We start from the raw sequence: 24,240 nt of genomic DNA, 5'->3' as shown, positions 1-24,240 counted from the left end.
CCGCGGATCAGGCGCGTCGAGAGGGGCGGGCGGAGACCTCGGCGACCACGCCCGTGAGGGCGGCGAGGGAGCGCTCGGGGCTCCAGGCCGCCGCGACCGACGGCGCCTCGGCGCGCAGCACGGCCAGACGATCGGCATCGGTCAGCAGATCGTGGAGCGCGGTCGCCAGTGCGCCCTCGTCGCCCGCGGGCACCAGCACGCCGCCACCCGCCCCCAGCACATCGCGGATGCCGTAGCGGACGTCGTACGACACGACCGGTGTGCCGTGCAGCAGCGCCTCCACGACCCCGAGCGGCTGCCCCTCGAACGCGGTCGACGTGAGCAGCAGCGACGCCCGGTCGAGCACCGTGGCCGGGTCGTCGGCATACCCGGCGAGCACCACGCGGTCGCCCGCGTCGAGCTGGGCGATCAGCGCCGCCAGCCGCTCCTGCTCCGGCCCCGTGCCCCAGATCTCCAGTCGCGTGCCGGCGACATCGGCGGCGAGGAACGCACGGATCGCGTGGTCGATGCGCTTGCCGGGCGCGAGACGTCCCAGCACCACCACGAGACCATCCTCGCGCAGGTCGGCGCGGGCCGTGACCGGCGCGATCGGGTTGGGCACCACGACGTGATTCGCGGACGCCCCGAAACGCGCGACCACGTCGTCACGCTGCGTCGCGGTCGGCCAGACCACCGCGTCGAAGCGGTCGGCCAGGCGGAACCACCGCGTCCACAGCGTGTTCATGGTCGCGTCCGGCGTGTACGGCGCCTCCACGTGCATCGTGTGGATCGTGTGGACGATGCGCACGCGCGGGTCGTCCCAGTCAGCGATGAGCTCGCCCAGCTGCCGCGACTCGCAGATCACGACGACGCGACGGTCGCCCGAGGCGGCCACGACGTGGTCGAGCCACGCCCGGTACAGGCCGCGGAAGCCGTGCAGGGCGCCGGCCACTACTCCCGCGGCGTCGTACACCAGCACCGGCTCGTCGGTCAGGTGCCAGTCCGGGTTGCCCGGGATCACCGGGAGCGCGGCGAACGGGCGGCCCTCGACGTCGCGCAGCACCCGGTACTCGACGTCGGGGTCGGCGACGACGGCGGCATCGGCGGTCTCCCGCAGCCACGCAGCCGCCCCGCCCTCCGGTGCGATGGCCTCATCGAAGAGGTTGCGCATCCGCCCCGGGTCGGACAGCGCGCCGCGCTCCGTGAACACCCGTCGATGCTCCGCGTGGTCGGCGGCGGTACCCGGATCGAACGTCAGCAGTTCCGGTCCGGCGCCGTCGCCGACGCCCGCCGCGGCCAGCATCCGGGCGCGGGCGAGGGTCGCGATCGTGTATCCGCCGTCGAGCCCCGGGATGAGGCGGCTGGACAGCACCAGGTAGTCCGCGTCCGGAAGCACGGGTGGGGACTCCTCGGTCATCGTCTCGCACCTCCTCGGCGGACGCGGGAGCCGATCACTCGGCCCCCGTCACTCCCACTCGATCGTCCCCGGGGGCTTCGACGTGACATCGAGCACGACCCGGTTCACGTCGCGCACCCCGTTCGTGATGCGGTTCGAGATCTTCGACAGCACGTCGTACGGCAGGCGCGTCCAGTCGGCGGTCATGGCGTCTTCGCTCGACACCGGACGCAGCACGATCGGGTGGCCGTACGTGCGGCCGTCGCCCTGCACGCCCACCGAGCGCACGTCGGCCAGCAGCACCACCGGGCACTGCCAGATCTCCTGGTCGAGACCCGCCTTCGTCAGCTCCTCGCGGGCGATGGCGTCGGCCTCACGCAGAATCTCGAGACGGTCAGCGGTGACCTCACCGATGATCCGGATGCCGAGGCCGGGCCCCGGAAACGGCTGCCGTCCGACGATCGCCTCGGGGATGCCCAGCTCGCGGCCGATCGCACGCACCTCGTCTTTGAACAGGGCCCGCAGCGGCTCGATCAGCTCGAAGTCGAGGTCGTCGGGCAGGCCGCCCACGTTGTGGTGCGACTTGATGTTCGCGGTGCCCGCGCCTCCGCCGGACTCCACCACGTCGGGGTAGAGCGTGCCCTGCACGAGGAACTTCACCGGGGCGCCGCCGTCGGCCTTCGCCTCCTCGACCAGGTCGAGCTGCACCTTCTCGAACGCGCGGATGAACTCGCGGCCGATGATCTTGCGCTTCTCCTCCGGGTCGGTCACACCCTTCAGGTGTCCGAGGAAGGTCTCGGCCGCGTCGACCGTGATGAGCCGCACGCCGGTCGACTCGACGTAGTCCTTCTCGACCTGCTCGCGCTCGCCCTTGCGGAGCAGCCCGTGGTCGACGAACACCGCCGTGAGCTGGTCGCCGATGGCCTTGTGGACGAGGGCGGTCGAGACCGCGGAGTCGACGCCGCCGGACAGCGCCGAGATGACGCGGGCGTCGCCGACCTGCTCGCGGATGCGCTCGACCTGCTCGGCGATCACGTTGTCGGGGTTCCAGTCGGACGCGAGGCCCGCGCCCTTGTGGAGGAAGTTCTCCAGCACGCGCTGGCCGTGGTCGGAGTGCTTGACCTCGGGGTGCCACTGCACGCCGTAGAAACGGCGCTCCTCGTTCGCGAACGCCGCGACCTTGGTCGCCTCGGTCGTGGCGAGGACCTCGAAGCCCTCCGGCGCCTTCGCGACCTGGTCGCCGTGACTCATCCACACGTTCTGCTCCGCGGGCTGCCCGCCCAGCAGGACGCCGCCGTCGCCGGAGATCACGGCATCAGTGGCGCCGTACTCGCGCAGCCCGGTGTTCGCGACCTCGCCGCCGAGGGTCTGCGCCATGTACTGGAAGCCGTAGCAGATGCCCAGCGTGGGCACGTCGAGGTCGAACACGGCGGGGTCGAGCTTCGGCGCCCCCTCCTCGTACACCGACGACGGGCCGCCGGACAGGATGATCGCCACCGGGTTCTTGGCGGCGATCTCCGCGGCCGTGGCCGTGTGCGGCACGATCTCGCTGTAGACGCCGGCCTCCCGCACACGACGGGCGATCAGCTGCGCGTACTGCGCGCCGAAGTCGACGACGAGCGCGGGGCGCTGCTGGGTCTCGGACTGTTCGGTCAACGGACACCTTCCGGGGCGGTCGCGGAGGCCTCCTCGGCCTCCCGGGTGGCGAGATAGGACTTCACTTCACGGGCGACGATGGCCTCCATGAAGAACGACAGCAGCGGCACGACACCGCCGAGGGCGAGCAGGATGAACCGCGGGAACGGCCAGCGCATCAGGCTCCACATGCGGAAGCATGCGAACAGGTAGACCACGTAGAACCAGCCGTGGGCCACCAGGATGAACAGCGACAGGTTGAAGCCGTCGCCCAGCGACGTCATCTCGCAGGAGTTCGTCATCGGGGCGAACAGCGACCACCACTGGCAGTCGGGGCCCGCGATCACGCCCGCGAACCAGAGCGGTCCGCCGGAGCCTCCCGCGAAGAGCTCGAGGTGGATCGGCGTGTACTTGAGCACCATCTCGGTCAACAGCAGGAGCAGCATGACTCCCGTGATGATCGACGCGATCTGGTAGAACTTCAGCGCACCGCGGATCGCCGGAAAGCTGGCGACTTTCGGTTCGGGCATGGGTCCAGTCTAGTCGGGGTCGCCCGATGCCGAATCCGGCCGGCGGCTCCGTCTCCCGCGGCACGACGGAGGCCGCCGGGATCGCTCCCGACGGCCTCCGCTGCGATCATCCGCTCCGGACTCAGAACCAGCCGGAGATGAGGTCCCACAGCCAGTCGATGATCGCGCCGACGATGCCGCCCGCACGGTTCACCGTGACGGTCGCGGTCGCCGCGTCACCGTCGGCCTGAGCCGCCGAGACCGTGTACTTGCCCGGCTGTGCGCTCTTCGGCACGGTCACCTGCGTGGTGAACGTCCCGTCGGCGCCGACCTGCACCGTGCCGACCTGCACCGCCGCGCCCTTCTTGGGCTGCAGCGCGATCGTCACGGTCTCGCCCGGCACATACCCCTCGCCCGTGACCGTGAGCTTCTTGCCCGCGGCCACCTTGGAGGAGCCGAGCTCGATCGTGCCGGCGAACTCCTCCTGGCCGGCGATCGTGAGGGGCACCTGCACCGTGGTGCCCGTCGCGGGGACGTTCACCGTCAGCACCTGGTCGCCGAACACCCCGGACGGCACCGCGAACGTGAGCGCCGCACGGCCGCCCTCGTCCGTGGTGTCGACCACGGCCGGGTCGACCGTGCCCGAGGCGAGCGCCGTGTCGCCGAGCGACAGCGTCACCTCGCCCGGTGCGGCCTCTCCCCCGCTGAACGCGAGCGACGAGAGCGACACCGTCACCTGGTCGCCGGCGCTGTACCCGTCGGCATCGGCCGGGCTGAGCGTCACGCCGACCGCGCGCTGGGCGAGATCGGGCGTCGCGGTCTTGTTCGCGTCGAACCAGTCCACCATCGACTGCAGGTCGATCTTGCCGGTGTCGCGCTTGCCCGCGCCCTCCTTGAAGGTGGCGAAGTTGTCGCCACCCGCCGCGAGGAACGAGTTCGCCGCCACCGTGTACTGCGCGTCCGGGTCGACCGGGGCGCCGTTCAGCGTGATCGACGTGATGCGCGAGCCCTGCACCGCGGTCGGGTCGTACGTGTAGACGAGACCCTTCGAGACGCCGAGCTTGAGGAACGGACGTGCCGACCCCGCCGGCTGCCACTGCTCCTCGAGCACGCCCTTGAGCTGCGTGCCGGTGAGGGTCAGGGTGACCAGCGTGTTGGCGAAGGGCTGGACCGTGGCCGCCTCGCGGTAGGTGACGTTGCCGTTCGGATCGCTCGCGGACGACGACGCGTACGTGAGGTTCGCGCGGATGCCTCCCGGGTTCATGAGAGCCAGGTCGGCGCCCGTGGACCACTGCTGCACGTCGGCCACGAAGTTGCCGATCGTGGACTCGCCGCCGCGGTTCTCCGAGCCGTTCGTCTGCCGCGCCCGGTTGAAGTCGGCGGTGATGTCACCCACCTTCACGGCGCCCAGCACGTCGGCCTCGGCCTTGGCGGCGTCGACGATCGCCTGCACCTCCGGCACCGCCGGGTACAGCGGCTTGCCGGCGGCCGTGAGCGGCTTGATCTCGTTGGTGATCGAGAGCAGCTCCTTCGTGGTCGGGTCGACCTGCAGGTTCATCAGCCCGAGGTTCTCGCCGTACTGACCGGCGGAGACCACGGGGCGACCGTCGATCACGTGGTTGTACGCGAGGTGCGTGTGCGCCGACACGATCGCGTCCACGTCGTCGTCCACCCCGTAGACGATCTCACCCAGCGGGGAGTCCTCCGTGATGGCCGACAGCGCGGTGCTCTCGGCACCCTCGTGCACGAGCAGGATCACGACATCCGCCTCGCCGTTGGACGCGTCACCGTCGCGCAGGTCGTCGGCCACCGCGTTGACGGAGTCGACGATGCTGCGCACCTCGAGATCGGCGATGCCCTCCGGGGACACCAGCGAGTCGAGGTCTTCCGTGACGGCGCCGACGAACCCGACGCGCACGCCGTCGACCTCCTTCACCCAGGCCGGGGCGAGCGCGGGCTCACCGGTCTCAGTGACGAACACGTTCGACGAGATGTACTCCCAGTCCGCACGGTCCTGCACGCGATCGCGCAGGTCCTCCCAGCCCTGGTCGAACTCGTGGTTGCCCGCGGCGCTCACGTCGAGGCCCGCCGCGTTGAGCGCGTCGATCGTGGGGTTGTCGTCGTTGATGAAGGAGGTGAACGTCGACGCGCCGATCAGGTCGCCTGCTCCCGCGAAGATCAGGTTCGGGTTCGCGTCACGGAACTGGTGCACCGCACCGGCGAGCACCGCGGCACCGGCCGCGGCCCCGTCGGCCTCGATGCGGCCGTGGAAGTCGTTCACCGTGACCACGTCGATGCTCACCGGCGGGATCTCCGCGGAGACGCCGACGATGATCGGGTCGTGGTCGCTGGAGCGGTACGGAGTGCCCTCCTCGGTGGCGCCGAACGCGTAGCCGCGGTCGCTCCACTCCGGCGAGTTGATGCCCCAGACGCCCGCGCCGGTGATCGACGAGACGAGCGACGGCGACGCGATCACGTGGTCGAGCGAGCCGAGCTCGCCGTCGAACGTGTACGTGTACTGACCGTCGGTCTCGTCGGCGACCAGGTCGCTCCACCCCTGCGAGGTGAAGACGTCGATCGGGTCTTCCTTGCCGTAGGCGTTGAAGTCGCCGATCAGGAGCATGTCGCTGCTGCCGGTCGTCTCTTCCAGCTCCGCCGTGAAGGCGAGGATCGCGTTCGCCTGCGCCACGCGGTCGGCGTTGAAGAAGCCCTGGCCGTCGGCCGGCTCCGCCCCCGCACCCTCGGGCGGCGACTTCGACTTCAGGTGGTTCGCGACCACGGTGACCACGCGGCCGTCGATGTCGAACGCCTGTGCGATCGGCTCGCGCGCGTTGCCCCACACGGACTCGTCGGTCGTCGTGAGACTGTCACCGACCCGCTTCACGGCGTCCTTCTTGTAGATGATCGCGTTGGTGATGTAGTCGGTCGTCGCCGCATCGTTCAGCGCCTCGGGCGTGGGCACGTAGCCCCACACGTCGCTGCCGGCGTCGGCGTTCAGGCCGGCGACCAGATCCTTCAGCGCCGTGTCGACCGGCTTGCCGAGCTTGACCGAGTTCTCGATCTCCATGAGCGAGACGATCTCGGCGTCGAGGCCGTTGATCGCCGCGACGATCTTGGACTTCTGGATCGCGAACTGCGCGGCGTTCGCGGCGCCCCGCGCGTTGGAGTTCTCGCTCTTCAGCGTCGTGAAGTAGTTGTAGACGTTGAACGACGCCACCTGCACGTCGCCACCCACCTCGGGCGCCTCCGTCGGACGCGGGTTCGTCGCCGCGAAGCCGACCTTCAGCTCGGCGGGCGAGGAGTCGTCGATCGGCACGACCGGCTGCAGACGCCAGTCGTCGAAGCCCCACTGCAGCACGTAGCCGTTGTCGCCGAAGTCGACCGTGTCGCCGTTGCGGACGACCTGGTCCTTCGTGAAGTAGGGCTGCTGACCCGGGTGGCCGCTGTTGGTCACCTGGATCGACCAGCCGTCGTCGAGCAGGATGCGGTTGGCGCGGTTGGCCGCGGCGATCGCGGCGGCGTCGGCACCGGGACGCGTGGTCTCGGTGCTCTTCACGGCCAGGGCATCTCCTGCGTTCAGCCACAGCGTGCCGTAGTTGTACAGCTGGTGGCTCGACGCCAGGCGGTAGGTGCCCTCGGGCGCGACGAGCATGTTCTCGTACTGCTCCCGGTCGGCGCCCTGCACCGTGGCGGGCAGCGGAGTGACCGCGGGCACGCCGACGCCCGGCGTGACCACCGTCACGTCCGCCGCGGCGGCCGGGTTCACCTGCGTCTGGCCGTAGTACTCGCTCACGGTGCCGGTGACCGAGACCAGGTCGCCGATCGCGAGCGTGGGGGCCAGCGCGTTCAGGAAGACGAAGACGCCGTCGGAGGCGCCGGGGGTCGCGTCGGTCGCGCCGCCCGAGCCCTGCGTCTGGATGACGATGCCCTTGTAGCCGCCCGTGCGGTAGTCGGCGGTGACGACGCCCTCGACCTGCACGCGCGTGCCGTTCAGTGGCGAGACGTCGGTGGTGCCCTGCACCTCGGCGATGGTCGCCTTCTGCGGCTCCGTGCCGGGGTCGGTGCCCGGGTCGGTGCCGGGGTCGGTGCCACCGGAGTTCTGCGGGGTGATGGTGGCGGACAGCGAGAAGTCGACGCCGTTGTCGTCGGTGTCCGCGCCGTTCGTGCGGTTCAGCGACCGCACGTCGGTGTTGCCCGACGGCGCCGTGGCCGCCTTCGTCTCGAACGTGTTGGAGGTGCCGTAGCCGAGCAGGTCGACGACGCCGTCGGCTCCCGCCGCGGACCCGGGGGCGAGCGTGATCGCCGTGGTGCCCTCGACCAGGGCGATGGTGCCGTTCGTGCCGCTCGGGGTGAGGCCGGTGACCGCGTCGGGCGTGGGCAGCGCGGCGCCGTTCGTGCCGTTGCTGTTGCCCTGCACCAGGAAGTAGCCGCCGGCGGGGATGCTGCCGGTGAGCGGCGCGATCCCGGTGAACGCCGCCGAGCCGGTCGCCGAGCGGTACTGCAGGGACATGCCGTCGAGCGACACCGCCTCGGACGTGGGGTTGTACAGCTCCACGAACTTGTTCGTGTACGCCGCACCGGCACTGCCTCCGGAGAGGTACGCCTCATTGATCACCACCCCGGTCCCGGTCGGATCGGCGACGGCGGGCGTCGCGACCAGCGAGCCGAGGCCCAGGGTGGCGACGCAGGTCACGGCGAGAGCGCCGATGCGCCCCCTGATTCTGCGGTGCGAGAGGGGGGTCATGGGCTCCCCGTGCTCTGAAGCGGACATCATCGGTGCTGTCTCCTCGATCGTGTATCGACCCTGCTCAGGACGCTGTCACCGCACGCATCGGGAACTCCCAGCGTGCGCACATGGAGCGAGCATACGAAGCGGGTCGGACATCCTCAACGGAGTTTTCACGATGGTCACCGACTGCTCACCGAAGGGCCGCGCGCACCCCTGACGAAGGTTCACATCGGGGCACGGCCGCGCGCAGAAGCGCACCGGAGGTCGCGCGGATGCGCACGCCGTTCAGACGCTCTCGGCCGCCGCCGCGTCCTCGAACTCCTCGACCTCGCGCTCCCACGCGTCCTTCGCCAGGCGGTACCAGAGGTAGAACGCGAAGCCCGCGAAGATCGCCCACTCCACCGCGTAGAACACGTTGAGCCAGTTCACCGGCGACTGCTCGTCGGGTGCCGGCGAGGAGATGTCCTCGAGCCCCGCCGTCGCGGTGGTCGAGGCGAGGTACGGGCGGTACACGTCGAGCTGCTCCGTGTCGTGCCAGCGGCTGAGCAGCGCGGCGGGCGACATGCGGTCGAGACGCTCCGGGTCGCTGCGCGGCGGCACCGACGGCCCCTCGTCCGAGATGATGCGCCCCGCGACCTCGACCGGGCGACCGTCGGCCTCCGCGGCCAGGCGCTCCACCGCGGCATCGGCGGCCGCGCGGTCGGGAGCCCAGCCGATCGCCACGGCGATCGACACACGCTCGTCCACCCGCAGCTGTCCGGTGACCCAGAACCCCTCGACGCCGTCGTTGAAGCGGCTCGACACCACCAGGAAGTCGTCCGGGATCCACGTCCCGCTCGTCTCGACCCGCTGCCCCACGAGGGGTTCGGCGAGGTACTGCCCCGGCTCGACCACGTCGGACAGCGGCCGCACCTGCTCGGTCACGCCGGGCGGCGGCGGGTCGGTCTCGATCGCGCGCTCCAGCTGCCACTGCCCGAGCCACGCGAACACCCCGGCGACCACGAGGCACAGCAGCAGCATGCCGATCCAGCGTCCGCGCAGCATGACCTCACGGAGGGTCGGCGGGAACGGGGCGGGGGCGGTCACGGTGCAGCGGCGGCGGCTCAGGCCTCGTACGGGGCGAGCACGACCTCGACCCGCTGGAACTCCTTGAGGTCGGAGTATCCGGTGGTCGCCATCGACTTGCGCAGCGCGCCGATGAGGTTCGCGGTGCCGTCGGCCACGGGCGCGGGGCCGTACAGGATCTCCTCGAGCGTGCCGATGCCGCCCACCTCGACCCGGCGGCCGCGCGGGAGCTTGGGGTGGTGCGCCTCGGGGCCCCAGTGGAAACCCTGCCCCGGCGCGTCGGTCGCGCGGGCGAGGGCCACGCCGAGCATGACCGCGTCGGCGCCCATCGCGAGAGCCTTCACGATGTCGCCCGAGGTACCGACGCCGCCGTCGGCGATCACGTGCACGTAGCGCCCGCCCGACTCGTCGAGGTAGTCGCGGCGCGCAGCGGCGACGTCGGAGACCGCAGTGGCCATCGGGGCGTGGATGCCGAGGGTGGCGCGCGTGGTGGACGCCGCTCCCCCGCCGAAGCCGACCAGCACGCCGGCCGCGCCGGTGCGCATCAGGTGCAGCGCCGCGGTGTAGGTGGCAGCGCCGCCCACGATGACCGGGACGTCGAGGTCGTAGATGAACTTCTTGAGGTTGAGCGGCTCGGCCACGCTCGACACGTGCTCCGCCGAGACGGTGGTGCCGCGGATGACGAACAGGTCGACGCCCGCCGCGGCCACGGTGTCGTAGAACTCCTGGGTGCGCTGCGGCGTGAGGGAACCGGCGACGGTGACACCGGCCTCGCGGATCTCGGCCAGGCGCCGCGTGATGAGCTCGGGCTTGATCGGCTCGGCGTACAGCTCCTGCATGCGCACGGTCGCCCGGTCGTCGGCGAGACCCGCGATCTCCGCGAGCAGCGGCTCCGGGTCCTCGTACCGGGTCCACAGACCCTCGAGGTCGAGCACGCCCAAGCCGCCCAGCTGGCCGAGCATGATGGCCGTGCGCGGGCTCACGACGGAGTCCATCGGCGCGCCGAGCACCGGGATCTCGAAGCCGAAGGCGTCGATCGTCCAGGCGGTCGACACGTCCTCCGGGTTGCGCGTGCGCCGCGAGGGCACCACCGCGATGTCGTCGAACGTGTACGCGCGACGGGCGCGCTTTCCTCGGCCGAGCTCGATCTCCATGGTCACCCGTCCAGCCTACCGGGCACCCCGAGGGGGCGCGTGCCCGCGGTCACCGGGCCCGTGCCACGCGGCGCTCGTCCCACACCGGCTCGTCCGACTCGTACACCTCGCCGTCGGAGCCGAACACGAGGAACCGGTCGAACGACCGCGCGAACCAGCGGTCGTGCGTGACCGCGAGCACCGTGCCCTCGAACCGCGCCAGCGCCTGCTCCAACGCCTCCGCCGACTCCAGGTCGAGGTTGTCGGTCGGCTCGTCGAGCAGCAGCAGGGTCGCGCCGGACAACTCCAGCAGCAGCACCTGGAACCGCGCCTGCTGCCCACCGGACAGCGACTCGAACGTCTGCAGCGCCTGCCGCACCAGCCCGTAGCGGTCGAGCGCCGAGCTCGCGGCGTCCCGGGGCATCCCCGCCCGGCGGTCGTCGCCGCGGTGCAGGATCTCCAGCAGCGTGCGTCCGACGAACTCCGGGTGCGTGTGGGTCTGCGCGAACAGCCCCGGCACCACGCGCGCCCCCAGCACCGCGCGACCGGTGTGCGCGACGGGACTCAGGTCTTCCGCGGCGGAGGAGACGTGACCCAGGGTCGGGTCGGGGTCGCTGCCGCCGCGCGCGAGCAGTCGCAGGAAGTGCGACTTGCCCGAGCCGTTCGAGCCCAGCACGGCCACGCGGTCGCCGAACCACACCTCCGCGTCGAAGGGACGCATAAGCCCGGTGAGCTCGAGCCGCTCGGCCACCACGGCGCGCTTGCCCGTGCGCGAGCCCCGCAGGCGCATGTCGAACTCCTGCGCGGGCGGACGCTCCTCGGGCGGCCCCGCCTCCTCGAACTTGCGCAGTCGCGTCTGCGCCGCCTGGTAGCGGGAGGCGAATCCGTCGTTCGCCGAGGCCTTCACCTTGAGGTTCGCGACCAGCACGCGCAGCTTCTCGTGCTGCTCGTCCCACCGACGGCGCAGCTCGTCGAGCCGCTCCATGCGGTCGATGCGCGCCTGCGGGTAGGTCGCGAAGCCGCCGCCGTGAACCCACGCCGTCGAACCGGCCGCCCCTGGTTCGAGCGTGATGAGCCGGTCGGCCGCGCGGGCGAGCAGCTCGCGGTCGTGCGACACGAGCAGCACGGTCTTCGCGGTCTGCCGAAGCTGTTCCTCCAGCCACCGCTTGGTCGGGACGTCGAGGTAGTTGTCCGGCTCGTCGAGCAGGAGCACCGCGTCGGGTCCGCGCAGCAGAGCCTCGAGCGCCAGGCGCTTCTGCTCGCCGCCGGACAGCGACGTGAGCTCGCGGTACCGCGCCCGCTCGAACGGCACGCCGAGCGCCGCCATCGTGCACTGGTCCCATACGGTCTCGTGCTCGTAGCCGCCGGCGTCGGCGTACTCCGCGATGGCTGCGGCGTACGCCATCTGCGTGTCGTGCTCATCACGGTCGATCAGGGCGTTCTCCGCCGCGTCGAGGGCTTCGGCGGCGGCGCGGATGCGGGCGGGGGCGACGCGCACGAGGAGCTCATGCACGGTCTGCCCCGGCTCGCCGTGCCCGACGAACTGATCCATCACGCCGAGTCCGCCGTCGATGGTGACGACGCCGTCGTCGGCCGCCTGGTCGCCGCGGATGATCCGCAGGAGCGTGGTCTTGCCCGCGCCGTTCGGCCCGATGAGCGCGCTCGTCGAGCCGGCGCCGACCCGGAACGAGACCTCGTCGAGCAGCGGTCTTCCGTCGGGAAGCGTCAGCGAGATGCCTGATGCGTCGATGTACCCCACAGCGCGTGGCCGTCCTTCCGCCCGCGCACAGCGAGCCGACCAGACTATCAGGATGCTGCGACCGTTGTGGTCGAAGGTCAGTCCGACTCAGCCACGCACCTGCTCGACGCGCTCGGACTCGCCCCACGCGCGGTCCGCGGTGAGCGCCGTCGCGCCGAGACGCTCCGCCAGCCCCAGACACAGCCGGTCCCCCAGCGAGAGCCCGCTCCCCCGCCGCCACATCGCCGCGGCCGCCTCGGCATCGGCCACCGACACCGGCTCGACCGTCAGGCGGTAGCTGAGCAGTAGCCCCGACGCGATACCCCAGTCCGCCCCAGCCGCGCGGACCTTCTGCGCGACCTCCGCCCAGTTCGCCGCCCCGACGACGGCGCCGTCCAAGGCCTCCTCGACGCGGTCGGCGCCCGGCTCGCCCTGCAGGAACGCCAGCAGCGCCGACGCGTCGAGAACCATCACGCGGCGGCGTCTTCGGCGGCCGCGGCGGCTCGACGCTCGGCGAGGAGGGATTCCAGAGCGCTGGCGCCATCGAGCTGAGCGCGGACCAGCGCCTTCGCCTGTTCCCTCGTCACCAGCACGACACCCCCGTTCGACTCGATCATGAGCAGCGGCATGCCCTGCTCCCAGTGCTGTCGGGCCCTCAACTCGGCCGGGATCACCAGCCGACCGCGATCGCCCATCGGAGCGACGAACGTGGTATCCATGACCTCAGCGTACCACCGAGCTCCTCCCCGTGGCCCGGGCCGCCGAAGGTCAGTCCGCGCGGCTCAGGGTCTGCAGCACCTCGGTTTTCGGCGCCGCCGGCAGGACGAAGCGGAACTCGGTCCCCACGCCCTCCTGACTCGTCACGTCCATCGAACCGCCGTGCGCCAGCACGATCGCGCGGGTGATCGTGAGGCCGAGCCCCACGCCGGGCACGGCATTCCGCGTGGCCGTCGAGGCCCGGAAGAACCGCGTGAAGAGCATGCCCTGCTCGTCCTCCGGGATGCCGACGCCGGTGTCCGCGACCGAGATCTGCACGCCGCCGTCCACGCGCCGCACGGCCGCCGTGACCCGGCCGCCGCTCGGCGTGAACTTGATCGCGTTCGACAGGAGATTGTCGACGGCCTGCCCGATCCGCCCCGGATCCACGAGCAGCCGGATCGGCTCGTCGCCCGCGTCCGCCACCAGCTCGATGCCCTCCCGCTGCGCGTGCGGGCCCGCGGATGCGACCGCCGACCGCACGAGCTCGGCGACGTCGGCCTCCACGCGCTCCAACGGGAAGCGCCCCGACTCCACCTGGGCGGTGAACAGCAGGTCGCCCACCAGGTTGAGCAGGCGCTTCGCGTTGCGCTCGATGATCCCGACGAACTCCTGCTGATCCTCGGTCAGCGGCTGGCCCGGATCGTTCTGCAACAGGTCGAGGAAGCCGATGATCGCGCTGAGCGGCGTGCGCAGCTCGTGCGAGATCATGCCCACGAACTCGTCCTTCATGCGGGCCACCTCGACCGCCCGCGTCTCATCGGTCAGCACGAACAGGTAGCCCTGCTGGGCACCGGAGCCGTCCTTATGCGGACTCACCGTCACGCGCGCGGGAACGGTCGTGCCGCCCGCCGTGGTGACCTCCACGTCGCCGTCGACCGTGACCCCCTCGTCGGCCTGCGCGAACAGCGCCCGGATGCCCTCGGGCGCCGGCCCCGCACTCGCCCCCGCGACGGACGCCTCACCCGACGCCTCCCGTCGCGCTGCCGTGTCCTCCGCGAGCATCGACAGCACCGTTCGGGAGAAGAACCGGTCGATGCGAACGTCGTCGAGCGCCTCGTCGACCGTGAGCCCGAGCAGCCGCACGGCCCCGGGATTCCACGCCGTGATGCGCCCCGCGCGGTCGGTGGCGATCACGGCCTGCGCGGTGATCGAGGACCACAGGCTCTCGAACGAGTCCAGCAGCACCCGGTACTCGTGCTCCTTCTGCCGCAGCTGCACGATCATCGCCACGTTCTCGGACAGCGCCCTCGTGCGCTCGGTCACCAGATCCTCGGCCTGCTCCACCCGCATCCTCTGCTGCCGCGACAGCTCGTTCACCACGGCGGCGACCGCCGCGAACACGAGCGGCCCCACCACGCCGCGCAGCCACACGACGGCGTTCGACGGCGGGTCGGTGATGTACGGCATGAGCAGGGCGAGCGACGACAGCGCGCCGACCACGAACACCCACCGGATGCCGGGGGCGGCCGCGATCCAGATGATCGGCAGCAGCACGAGCGAGCTGAACAGCGACGCTGCCCCGCCCGTCCCCGCACGGAAGAGGCCGAGCCCCACGATGTCGAGCATGGGGACCGCCAGCACGATCCAGCCCTCGCGCACGTGCAGGGCGCTGAGCACCCCGGCCTGCAGCGTGGCCAGCAGCACGATGCCGATGCCGATCAGCGCCGCGCCGAGGTGCGTGAACGGCAGGCCGGGGATGGCCCACGTCATGCTGCCCGCGATCACCGTCGCGACCAGGGTGGGCGCCTGCTTCACGATCGGACTCGGGTTGTCGAACACCCGGTACCAGCGGCTCTCGGCGCGCTCGAGCGGCGTGGCCCTCATCGCGGCACCCCCTCGACCACGCGGTGCAGGTCGGCCCCCGTGACGGGTTTCGGCAGCGCCGCGTCGGCCGGCGGGTAGTCCGCGACATCGAGCACGGAGCTGACCACGAGGTAGCAGTCGGGGAAGCGCTCGTGGATGAGACGCGAGCAGGCGTGACCGGAGATGCCGGGGAGCAGCAGATCGAGCACGGCGACGACCGGATGGATGTCGGGGAAGGCGGCGATCGCGGACTCGGCATCGGGCGCGATGAAGACGTCGAAGCCCTCCCGGTCGAGGTACCGCCCCAGGAGTGTCGCCTGATCGGCCGCGTCCTCGACCACGAGCGCCAGCGGCCTCCCGGTCATCGGAGGAGCAGCTCTCGCACGACCACGATCACGACCACGATGCCGAGGGAGATCAGGGCCTGCGGGATGAGCCGCTTCTCGCGCCGGGCGTCCTCGGCGATCTCCTCGACCTCGGCGTCATGCGAAGGTGCGTCCGTCATGAGTCCACCCGTCCGACCTTCTCGGTCTTGATCCACGAGGCGTCGGCGCGGCGCCACTCCTTGAGGTACGAGTCCACCGTGATCGCGCACAGCAGGGAGCCATAGCCGCACACGTAGAGGAGCAGCCCGGCGAAGAAACGCCCTCCGGGCAGGGGCTCGACGGCGCGCGCCAGCCAGATGCCGAGCATCGACACGGGGCCCCACAGGTAGAAGAACAGCAGCCACCCGAATCGCGCCTGATCCGTCGCCTCTTCGCCGAAGAGGTTCAGCAGACCGTCGAGCGTCCACGGGAACAGCGCGATGAACATCAGGATCAGCGCGCCGAGGCCGGGGAACATGATCGCCTCGCGCCACGACTGCCGGCCGATCCGCGGGTCGAGCTGCACGGAGTACAGCATCGAGAAGATGTAGATGCATGCGGCGGCGATCCACATGAAGCGGAACACGAACTCGGCGATGTCGCTGTGCAGCAGCAGGAGCGCGATCAGGCCGGCGGCGGCGAGCAGCATGAACGCCGGCAGCAGCAGGATCGTGAACCACGCCAGGCCGAAGCCGACGCTGCCGAGGTTGTGATCGCGGCTCGGGCGGAACCACAGCTTCTTGTAGATGGACGTCAGCTGCACGTTGCCGCGAGCCCACCGCAGCCGCTGCTTCCACAGGCTGTCGATCGTGCGCGGCTCCTCCGCGAGCACCACGGCGTGCGGCTCGAACACCATCCGGCGTCCGTGGAGCTGGCTCTCGAACGTGGTCATCGTGTCCTCGGCGAGGGTCCCGGTCGGGATGCGACCGCCGATGGCCTCCAGGTTCGCGCGGGAGTGCAGCTGGGCGCCGCCCGCGAGGCACGCGATGGCGCCGCCGACGTTCTGCACGCGGCGGGCCGAGAGCTGTCCGATCACGTACTCGATCGCGATGAAGCGCGTCAGGTAGTTGCGGTCGCGGCTGCCCTCCGCGATGTACGCCGTGACCGCGCCGACCTTCTCGTCGGCGAGGTGACGCGTGAGCTTGCGCAGCGAGTCGCGCGCGAAGATCACGTCGGCGTCCATGATGAGCACGGCCTCGGTCCAGTCGTCCGCGAGCACCACGTCGAGCCCGTGGTTGAGCGTGTGCGCCTTGCCCTGGCCGCCCTGCTCGCGCCGCAGATGCACGACCCGTCCGGGGTATGCCGCGGCCTTCTGCGCCACGATCTCGGGGGTGTCGTCGGTGGAGGCGTCGTCGACCACGAACACGCGCAGCCGCTCCGCCGGGTACTCCAGCTGCAGCAGCCTCTCGATCGCGGGGCCGATCACCATGCCCTCGTTCCACGCCGGGATCACCACCGCGACGTTCGGGTGGTATGGGGCGGCCTTCGGGTAGTGGTTCCGGAACGCGTGCAGCGGGAGCGCCAGGAACTGCAGGCCCGTGTTGATGACGGGCAGCGTGCCCACGAGCACGCACAGCAGCAGGACGACCACGATCACGGTCTCGTACCAGGCGAGGTCGGGCATCAGCCGGTCACCTCCACGCCGTCGAGCAGCGGAAGGATGCGGGAGTAGCGGCCGACGTCGGTGGCCACGTGGCTGTCGGTCGACGCCACGACCTCGGCGCCCGCGTCACGCAGGGCGGCCAGTGCGTCGGGCCCGGGGCACGCCCACTTCTCGTTCACCTCGACGAGCGTGCCGGTGGCCGCGGCGGCGCGTGCCCACTCGCGCAGCCGTTCGGCGCCCAGCTGCTCCTCGGACAGGCCGATCTTGGGCAGGATCGAGAAGCAGTGCGCGAGCTGATTGCCGGGGTGGCGGTGCATGGTCGCCACGACGGCCCCCACGAACTGGTCGAGCACGTCGTCGGCCGCCCAGCCCGCGGCGATGCGTTCGCGGACGGCGGTGGGGCCGAGCGGCCCGTCCTCGCCCGGGAACTGGTGGTCGGCGATCAGGATGCGGTCGATCCCGGCGGGGAGCGCGGGGATGTCGAGCGCTCCGGACGCGTCGAGGATCTTGGCCTCCACGCCCGTCAGCACCGTGAGCCCGTCCGGCATTCGCAGGGCGCGGACGGCGGCGAGGTACTCCGGCACCCAGGTCGTGCTCTGGCGCACGTGATCCACCAGGCGCACGGTGTCGAGCCCCGCGGCGACCGCGGCCGCCACGTTCTCCTCGAGTGTGGAGACCGCGTCGTCGGAGAAGGTGGAGTGCACGTGATGGTCCCCCCGGAGCACCGCGTGACTCATACGTCCTCCTGATGACCGGCGTGCTCCGAGACGAGCACGTCGTCGACCTCGACGATCACGTCTTCCAGGAACCGCACCGACGCGACCTCGCGGAACGGCACCTGCACGGGCAGCTCGCGGCCCAGGAACAGGTCGGCGACCAGCGACGGGATGTCCACGCCGGCGGCGATCGTCAGCGGGAGCGCGCCGGGGAAGCGCGGGTTGACCTCGAGCAGCACGGCACGGCCGTCGCGGTCGCGGCGCAGCTGCACGTTGGCGACGCCCACCAGGCCGATCGCCCGGGCGATCGCGGACGCGGTCTCCTCCAGCTCGGGGTCGCGCAGGGTGCGTCCGGCGATCGCGACGCCCGAGTCGACCCTGGCCCTGGTGCGCGGCACCGCGGCGACGACCGCACCGGAGGCGTCGGAGATCACGTCGACCGAGTACTCCTCGCCGGGCAGGAAGTCCTGCACGATGAGGCCCTCGTCGGTCGGCAGGGCGTCGAGCGCGGCGCGGTCGGGCACGAGGCGGATGCCCCGGCTGCCCGCTCCCTGGCGCGGCTTGGCGAACACCGGGAACTCCCAGTCGACCGCGGCGGCGTCGGGACCGGCGAGCACGGTGCGCGGGGTGCGTCCGGTCGGGGCGCAGCGCTCCGCGAGGGCGAGCTTGTCGAGGGCCGTGTGCAGCGTGTCCGACGACGGCGCGGCCAGCACCGCGGGAGCCAGCTCGTCTCGGCGGTCCGCGAGCGCGATGAGCTCCACGTCGACGGTGGAGATCACGAGGTCGAGGTCGTCCTCGGCCACGAGTCGCGCGATCGCGGGCACGAAGTCGTCGTCGCGTCCGGGCGGCACCAGGCGACGCTGCTCCGGCGGCACCAGGTAGATCCCGCTCGCCCAGCCGTCCATGTCGGCGGCGAACACCGTCAGGTCGGAGCGACGGAGCAGGGAGCGGATCACCGCCACCCCGGCCGGTCCGCCCGCCCCGGTCACCAGCACGCGCTGCGTCATTCAGCTCTCCCGTCGTGTGAGTTCGTGTGCGCCGACGAACTCCGCCGTCTCGCGCACCACTTCCAGCGGCTCCACCGCGTCGCCCCCGCCGAATCGCGACCAGTACCGCGCGGTCGCGGTGACGAACTCGGGGGCGAGGTAGTCACGGCTCGCGGCGGCCTGCGACTGGAAGCACTCCAGCAGGCGCAGCTTCTCGTCGAGGAAGCGGTCGATGCGCACGAAGCGCGTCGGTCGGTAGTCGATCGTCGAGGAGGGGCTCTGGTAGCACGCGACGGTGCCGACACGACGGGTCGCGACGATCGTGGCCTCGCTCACGGCGCGATGGTCCTGGTGCCGATCGTGCGGGGAGTGCGTGTAGACGATGGTCGGCTGGATCTCGCGCACGACCTCTTCGATCAGTCGCACGGTGGAGCCGCCGCCGGAGATCTCCGTGTCGACGAGGTCTTTCAGGAACAGGCGGGCGCCGATCCGCTCGGCCGCGGCGAGCGACTCGTTCTGGCGGCTGTCGGCGTCTCCGCCCCTGGCTCCGCGGGACAGGGTGAGGATCGTGATCGCGTCGCCGGCGGCGGCGTGGGCCGCGAGGATGCCGCCGACCCCGATCTCGACGTCGTCGGGGTGGGCGCCGATCGCGAGCACCACCTCGGTCGTCCTCGCCTCCTCGCGTCGCCGTCGCCCCTCCTCCACCAGGCGGGTCACGGCTTCCACGAGCCGGGCGTTGTCGAGCGGCTTGGTGAGGAACTCGTCGGCCTGCGCGCGCAGGGCGGACACGGCGTATTCGACCGAGACGTGCGCGGTCATCACGATCACCGGCACGGTGGGGATCGTGCGGCGCAGCTCGGCGAGCAGCTCGAGCCCGCTGAGACCCGGCATCTCGATGTCGGTGACCACCACGTCGGGGCGCACCTCGGCGACGCGGTCGATCGCGGAGCGCCCGTCTTCCGCGAGGTCGACGATGCAGCCGGCACGGCGCTCCAGCACGGTCTTCACCAGCAGGGCGACATCGTGGTCGTCGTCGACGACGAGAATGCGGGGGGCGTCCTCAGACATGTACGGCTCTCCTTGGGGAGCTTCCCTGCCGGTGGGGGCCGGCGTCGCGATCCCGGTGCCTTCATCACCGGATCCGCGGGGAAAGTCGAGCGGGGTACGTCGATTCTGGCACAGGCGGGCAGACCCGGCCGCGCAGCGGCGTCAGGTCGCCGCCCGCGCCGCCCGCTTCTCCTGCTGGTACACCCGGATGGCTTCGTACCGCTCGGCCGAGCGGGCCTGGCGCTTGGCCGCCTCCGCCTCCCGGTTCTTGGGCGGCGCGGTCGTCACGAGGTCGTCCAGCAGCCGTCGCGTGGCCGCAGCGATCTCCTCGACGGCGCGATCGAACACGTCCCTGTTGACGCGCGAGGGCGCCGTCGCCCCGGAGATCTTGCGGACGAACTGGAGCGCCGCGTCGTGGCACTCCTCATCGGTCGCCGCGGGGGCCAGGTTGTTCAGGGGCACGATGTTCCGGCACATACCCGCACGCTACGCCCCGCCCCTCCCCCGCGGAAGCACAGACGAGCACCCGCCACAATCACAGGCATTGGGGCACGCTCACCGGAACCGCGGATTTCGCCGAGGTTATCGTGGCTCATGTCGTACCGAACAACACCTTGTACATCTACCCCTGACCCGGAGTGAGCATGTCATCGACCAGCTTCGACGTTTCCCGTGAACTGGCTCGCCTCCTCGAAGAAGGTGCCATCACGATGAAGGCGCTCGAGGCGATGACGGGTATCGATCACGTGAGGCTGCGGAAGGTCCTCGTCGTAGCACCGGCGGCCGTCGGAATGGACTCGTCACCGGCTGTGCTCACCGGGCACGAAGCGGCTCGTCTCTCCGCGCTCGTGGCCCAACTCACGGAAGCCAGCGGGATCGGCGACGATGATCGGCTCCGCGCGACCCTCGAGTCCCTCACCGGAGCACTGCACCTCACCCCGGGGAACATCGCGCGATTGACCGGTCTCTCCACGGAGGTCGTCCAGACCGTGCTCGCCGGTGACCGCCCGCTGTCGAGTAGCGAGAAGTATGTCGTCGCCATCCGGTGCTCGTACCTCGTGAACGCGGCGAACCTCGCACGACCGCGCTGACGCCCAGGGGATGGCACGCCGACGGCGCCGTCGCTACGCTCTGGGCTACGCACGCTCAACCGAGGAGAGATCATGACGAACCCCCCGCCCCCCGAGGCGTCGCAGCCCGACACCCCTCCCCCCGCCTGGAACAGCACCCCCGCGAACGACCCGGCCGCCGCGTACCCGCCGCCGCCCGGTCCCGCGGCTCCCGGCGCCTACGGCCAGACCGCGCCGGCCTCGCCTCCCGGACGCGTGCTGTCGATCGTCGGACTCGTGCTGGCGTTCCTGCTGCCGCCGATCGGCCTCATCCTCAGCATCATCGCCGCGGTGCAGCTGGGGAAGGCGCACGCGCCGAAGGGCCTCGCGATCGCCGGCATCATCGTCGGCGCGGTGCTGACCATCCTGGAGATCATCGGAATCATCCTGCTGGTGACCGTGTTCGCGGGCATCTTCGGGATGTGCGCCGAGCTCGGCCCCGGCGTGTGGGAGGTCGGCGGCGTCACCTACCGCTGCGGCTGAACCCGCAACACACACGCACGAGGGGCCGGATGCTGCGCGCATCCGGCCCCTCGTCGTCGCCCCGGTGCGGGGCGCTGTTCACTTCTTGTAGTTGGGCGCCTCGACCACGATCTGCACGTCGTGCGGGTGCGACTCCTTGAGCCCGGCCGAGGTGATGCGCACGAACTTGCCGCGGGCCTTGAGCTCCTCGATCGTGCGGGCGCCGACGTAGAACATCGACTGCCGCAGCCCGCCGACGAGCTGGTAGGCGACGGCGGAGAGCGGGCCGCGGTACGGCACCTGCCCCTCGATGCCCTCGGGGATCAGCTTGTCGTCGCTGGGCACGTCGGCCTGGAAGTAGCGGTCCTTGGAGTAGGAGGTCTGCTTGCCGCGGGTCTGCATCGCCCCGAGCGAGCCCATGCCGCGATACTGCTTGAACTGCTTGCCCGACTGGAACACGATCTCGCCCGGCGACTCGTCGGTACCGGCGAGCAGCGAACCGAGCATGACCGCGTCGGCGCCCGCGACGAGGGCCTTCGCGATGTCGCCCGAGTACTGCAGGCCACCGTCGGCGATCACGGGGATGCCGGCCGGACGGGCGGCGAGCGACGCCTCGTACACGGCGGTCACCTGCGGCACGCCGACGCCCGCGACCACGCGCGTGGTGCAGATGGAGCCGGGGCCGACGCCGACCTTGACCGCGTCGACGCCCGCGTCGACCAGCGCCTGTGCGCCCTCACGCGTCGCGACGTTGCCGCCGATCACATCGATGTGGGCGAAGGACTCGTCGGCCTTGAGGCGCTTGACCAGGTCGATCACGCCCTGCGACTGGCCGTTGGCGGTGTCGACCACGAGCACGTCGACGCCCGCGTCACGCAGCGCCTCGGCCCGCTCCCACGCGTCGCCGAAGAAGCCGATCGCCGCACCGACGCGCAGGCGGCCCTGGTCGTCCTTGGTCGCGAGCGGGTACTTCTCGCTCTTGTCGAAGTCCTTGATGGTGATGAGCCCGGCGAGCTTGCCGTCCTCGTCGATCAGCGGCAGCTTCTCCACGCGGTGCTTCGCGAACAGGGCGATGACCTCGCCCGCCGCGACGCCCACCGGTGCGGTGACGAGGTTCTCGCTCGTCATGACGTCTTTCACGAACGTGGTCTGACGCTCGAAACCCGAGACGAACCGCATGTCGCGGTTCGTGATGATGCCCACCAGGCGGCCCTCGGCGTCGACCACGGGAAGGCCGGAGATGCGGTACTTGGCGCACAGCGCGTCGACCTCCTCCACCGTCGCGTCGGCGGTCGTGGTGATGGGGTCGGTGATCATGCCCGACTCGCTGCGCTTGACCCGGTCGACGTGCGCGGCCTGATCCGCGATCGACAGGTTGCGGTGCAGGATGCCGATGCCGCCCTCGCGCGCCATGGCGATGGCCATGCGCGACTCGGTGACGGTGTCCATGGCGCTGGACAGCAGAGGCGTCGCGACGGAGATGCGACGCGTGATCCGCGACGACGTGTCGGCCTCACTGGGGATGACGTCGGTATGCCCCGGCAGGAGCAGAACGTCATCGTAGGTCAGTCCGACGAAGCCGAAGGGATCGTGCTGGTCCATGGAATCTCCTCCTGCGCGCGTGGCGCGGGTCCGGGTGCGAGTGGGTGGTCGACATCGGCCGGGGCGGGGCTGAGCCCGTATGCAGATTCTAAGCGAGACACGCCCGAGAACATTCCCAGCGCCCCGTCGTTACCGGACCGTTGGCCGGGGAGGTAGGTGATTCGCGGATCGCCCATTACGCTCAAGTGCGTCGTCCATCCCCGCGGTTCGACCCGAGTCCGCGGAGACAGCACTCACAGTGGAGGTTGCGTGGGACCCACAGCACTCGCCGGACCGCGGAAGCGCCCCTGGGCTTTCGTCTTCTTGGGAATCCTCATGGCGCTCGCGGCCTCACTGCTGCTCCCTCCCTCGGCGGCCTCCGCCGACACCACCGACGACGGTCAAGAGGTCACCGACTTCTACTTCGCGGGTGTGGTGACCAACGCCGATGAGCCCGTCCAGGGTGTCGTCATGACGATCGAGGGCAACGGCTTCGAGGCCGAGACCGAGACCGACGCCGAGGGCAAGTGGCGTCTGTACGTGCCGGAGAAGGAGACGTACACCCTGACGGTGGACGAGTCCACGCTCCCCGACGGCGTGATCGTCGACGCCTCGCAGCTGCCGGAGGGCATCCAGCCGGTGTCGGGCACGACGGCCTCGTTCGAGCTCGAGTTCGGGCTCACCGGCACCAAGATCGTCAACCTCTTCCTCGGCGCGGGCGAGCGGGTCACGGTGTCGTTCCTCGATCAGCTGCTGTCGCGCATCGTCGGCGGCCTGAACTTCGGGCTCCTGCTCGGCCTCGCGTCGATGGGGGCGGCACTCATCTACGGCACCACACGGCTGTCGAACTTCGCGCACGGCGAGATGGTGACCTGGGGCGCCGTGATCACCCTCGTGTTCACGACCTTCTGGCAGCTGCCGCTGTGGGCGGGCATCATCGCGGCGGTGATCGGCGGCGCGGCCCTGGGCTGGGCGCTCGACGCCGGCATCTGGAAGCCGCTGCGCCGCAAGGGCCTCGGGGTGGTGCAGCTCATGATCGTGAGCATCGGCCTCTCGCTCGCGCTGCGGTACACGCTGCAGTACATCATCGGCGGCAACACCTACCAGCTCCCCGGCGCGAGCCCCGAGCCGATCCGCCTCGGGCCGATCTCGCTGTCGTACATCGACATGATCGGCATGGCCACCAGCATCATCGTCATCCTCGGCGTGGCGTTCTTCCTCACCCGCACCCGGACGGGCAAGGCGACGAGGGCGATCTCGGACAACCCGCAGCTCGCGGCCGCCTCCGGCATCGACGTCGACAAGGTCATCCGCATCGTGTGGATCCTCGCCGGCACGCTCGCCGCCATCTCGGGCATCCTCTGGGCCTACTTCCGCCCGGGAGTGAAGTGGGACATGGGCATGCAGATGCTGCTGCTGATGTTCTGCGCCATCACCCTCGGCGGCCTGGGTTCGGCGATCGGCGCCCTGATCGGCTCGATCATCGTCGGGCTCGCGGTGGAGGTGTCCACGCTGCTGGGCGTCCCCTCCGACCTCAAGTACGCCAGCGCCCTGGTCGCGCTGATCATCATCCTGCTCGTGCGACCGCAGGGCATCCTCGGACGCAAGGAAAGGTTGGGCTGACA

Annotated in this window: 21 protein-coding genes; 3 read left to right on the top strand and 18 right to left on the bottom strand. The window is 70.8% G+C overall.

The annotated features are described in order from the left end of the window. Nucleotides 1-7 precede the first annotated feature (7 nt). From ACFWCH_RS10100 to ACFWCH_RS10020, 17 genes are all read right to left on the bottom strand, one after another. Complete coding sequence (locus ACFWCH_RS10100) at nt 8-1,396, bottom strand: glycosyltransferase (RefSeq protein WP_206251651.1); 1,389 nt, start codon at nt 1,394-1,396, stop codon at nt 8-10. Between the two features lie 48 nt (nt 1,397-1,444). Further along, nucleotides 1,445-3,031, bottom strand: coding sequence for a glutamine-hydrolyzing GMP synthase (guaA, locus tag ACFWCH_RS10095; RefSeq protein ID WP_136033560.1), 1,587 nt, complete (start codon nt 3,029-3,031; stop codon nt 1,445-1,447). After that, nucleotides 3,028-3,540 (bottom strand): DUF3817 domain-containing protein, encoded by a 513-nt coding sequence (locus ACFWCH_RS10090; RefSeq protein ID WP_136033563.1) that lies wholly within the window; start codon nt 3,538-3,540, stop codon nt 3,028-3,030. The genes guaA and ACFWCH_RS10090 overlap by 4 nt, the downstream gene beginning before the upstream one ends. Nucleotides 3,541-3,661: 121 nt before the next feature. Continuing rightward, on the bottom strand, nt 3,662-8,263 hold the full coding sequence (locus ACFWCH_RS10085; RefSeq protein ID WP_378803468.1) for an ExeM/NucH family extracellular endonuclease: 4,602 nt from the start codon (nt 8,261-8,263) through the stop codon (nt 3,662-3,664). A gap of 270 nt (nt 8,264-8,533) precedes the next feature. Further along, nucleotides 8,534-9,292, bottom strand: a complete 759-nt coding sequence (locus ACFWCH_RS10080) for an SURF1 family protein (RefSeq protein WP_136036415.1) — start codon at nt 9,290-9,292, stop codon at nt 8,534-8,536. Nucleotides 9,293-9,351: 59 nt separating this feature from the next. After that, nucleotides 9,352-10,467 (bottom strand): GuaB3 family IMP dehydrogenase-related protein, encoded by a 1,116-nt coding sequence (locus tag ACFWCH_RS10075; protein WP_136033579.1) that lies wholly within the window; start codon nt 10,465-10,467, stop codon nt 9,352-9,354. A gap of 49 nt (nt 10,468-10,516) precedes the next feature. Beyond that, nucleotides 10,517-12,205, bottom strand: a complete 1,689-nt coding sequence (locus tag ACFWCH_RS10070) for an ABC-F family ATP-binding cassette domain-containing protein (RefSeq protein ID WP_206251653.1) — start codon at nt 12,203-12,205, stop codon at nt 10,517-10,519. 87 nt (nt 12,206-12,292) lie between these two features. Then, nucleotides 12,293-12,655 (bottom strand): PIN domain-containing protein, encoded by a 363-nt coding sequence (locus tag ACFWCH_RS10065; protein ID WP_241115343.1) that lies wholly within the window; start codon nt 12,653-12,655, stop codon nt 12,293-12,295. Beyond that, nucleotides 12,655-12,903, bottom strand: coding sequence for an AbrB/MazE/SpoVT family DNA-binding domain-containing protein (locus ACFWCH_RS10060; RefSeq protein WP_378803467.1), 249 nt, complete (start codon nt 12,901-12,903; stop codon nt 12,655-12,657). Before ACFWCH_RS10060 ends, ACFWCH_RS10065 begins: the two co-directional genes overlap by 1 nt. Nucleotides 12,904-12,952: 49 nt before the next feature. Further along, nucleotides 12,953-14,767 (bottom strand): cell wall metabolism sensor histidine kinase WalK, encoded by a 1,815-nt coding sequence (locus ACFWCH_RS10055; protein ID WP_136033570.1) that lies wholly within the window; start codon nt 14,765-14,767, stop codon nt 12,953-12,955. After that, nucleotides 14,764-15,111, bottom strand: a complete 348-nt coding sequence (locus tag ACFWCH_RS10050; RefSeq protein ID WP_136033572.1) for a response regulator — start codon at nt 15,109-15,111, stop codon at nt 14,764-14,766. Before ACFWCH_RS10050 ends, ACFWCH_RS10055 begins: the two co-directional genes overlap by 4 nt. Beyond that, nucleotides 15,108-15,251 (bottom strand): hypothetical protein, encoded by a 144-nt coding sequence (locus ACFWCH_RS10045; protein WP_168387313.1) that lies wholly within the window; start codon nt 15,249-15,251, stop codon nt 15,108-15,110. Before ACFWCH_RS10045 ends, ACFWCH_RS10050 begins: the two co-directional genes overlap by 4 nt. Beyond that, entirely contained in the window at nt 15,248-16,735 is a 1,488-nt protein-coding gene (locus tag ACFWCH_RS10040; protein WP_136036406.1) for a glycosyltransferase family 2 protein, read from the bottom strand. Before ACFWCH_RS10040 ends, ACFWCH_RS10045 begins: the two co-directional genes overlap by 4 nt. Continuing rightward, complete coding sequence (locus tag ACFWCH_RS10035; RefSeq protein ID WP_136035181.1) at nt 16,735-17,451, bottom strand: PHP domain-containing protein; 717 nt, start codon at nt 17,449-17,451, stop codon at nt 16,735-16,737. The genes ACFWCH_RS10040 and ACFWCH_RS10035 overlap by 1 nt, the downstream gene beginning before the upstream one ends. Then, nucleotides 17,448-18,437, bottom strand: coding sequence for an ATP-grasp domain-containing protein (locus ACFWCH_RS10030; protein WP_136035182.1), 990 nt, complete (start codon nt 18,435-18,437; stop codon nt 17,448-17,450). The genes ACFWCH_RS10035 and ACFWCH_RS10030 overlap by 4 nt, the downstream gene beginning before the upstream one ends. Further along, the gene (locus ACFWCH_RS10025; RefSeq protein ID WP_136035183.1) at nt 18,438-19,484 is read right to left on the bottom strand and encodes a response regulator; all 1,047 of its coding nucleotides are present in this window, start codon (nt 19,482-19,484) and stop codon (nt 18,438-18,440) included. Between the two features lie 141 nt (nt 19,485-19,625). After that, nucleotides 19,626-19,940, bottom strand: coding sequence for a DUF2277 domain-containing protein (locus tag ACFWCH_RS10020; protein ID WP_136035184.1), 315 nt, complete (start codon nt 19,938-19,940; stop codon nt 19,626-19,628). Between the two features lie 167 nt (nt 19,941-20,107). Between ACFWCH_RS10020 and ACFWCH_RS10015 the strand changes: the two genes are divergently transcribed. Further along, a complete protein-coding gene (locus ACFWCH_RS10015) occupies nt 20,108-20,554 on the top strand; it encodes an HTH domain-containing protein (RefSeq protein WP_378803466.1) in 447 nt (148 codons plus the stop codon). Nucleotides 20,555-20,626: 72 nt separating this feature from the next. Further along, on the top strand, nt 20,627-21,055 hold the full coding sequence (locus ACFWCH_RS10010; protein ID WP_136035186.1) for a DUF4190 domain-containing protein: 429 nt from the start codon (nt 20,627-20,629) through the stop codon (nt 21,053-21,055). Nucleotides 21,056-21,133: 78 nt separating this feature from the next. On the opposite strand, the gene guaB is transcribed toward ACFWCH_RS10010, so the two are convergent. After that, nucleotides 21,134-22,636, bottom strand: a complete 1,503-nt coding sequence (gene guaB / locus ACFWCH_RS10005; RefSeq protein ID WP_136035187.1) for an IMP dehydrogenase — start codon at nt 22,634-22,636, stop codon at nt 21,134-21,136. 315 nt (nt 22,637-22,951) lie between these two features. Here guaB and ACFWCH_RS10000 point away from each other — a divergent pair, with 315 nt between their 5' ends. Next, nucleotides 22,952-24,238: a branched-chain amino acid ABC transporter permease gene (locus tag ACFWCH_RS10000; RefSeq protein ID WP_378803465.1), complete on the top strand. Its 1,287-nt coding sequence runs from the start codon at nt 22,952-22,954 to the stop codon at nt 24,236-24,238. Nucleotides 24,239-24,240: the final 2 nt, after the last annotated feature.

This window comes from Microbacterium sp. NPDC060132 (assembly GCF_042729675.1).
GTDB lineage: Bacteria > Actinomycetota > Actinomycetes > Actinomycetales > Microbacteriaceae > Microbacterium > Microbacterium sufflavum.
This window is presented reverse-complemented; position numbering and strand designations above follow the sequence as displayed.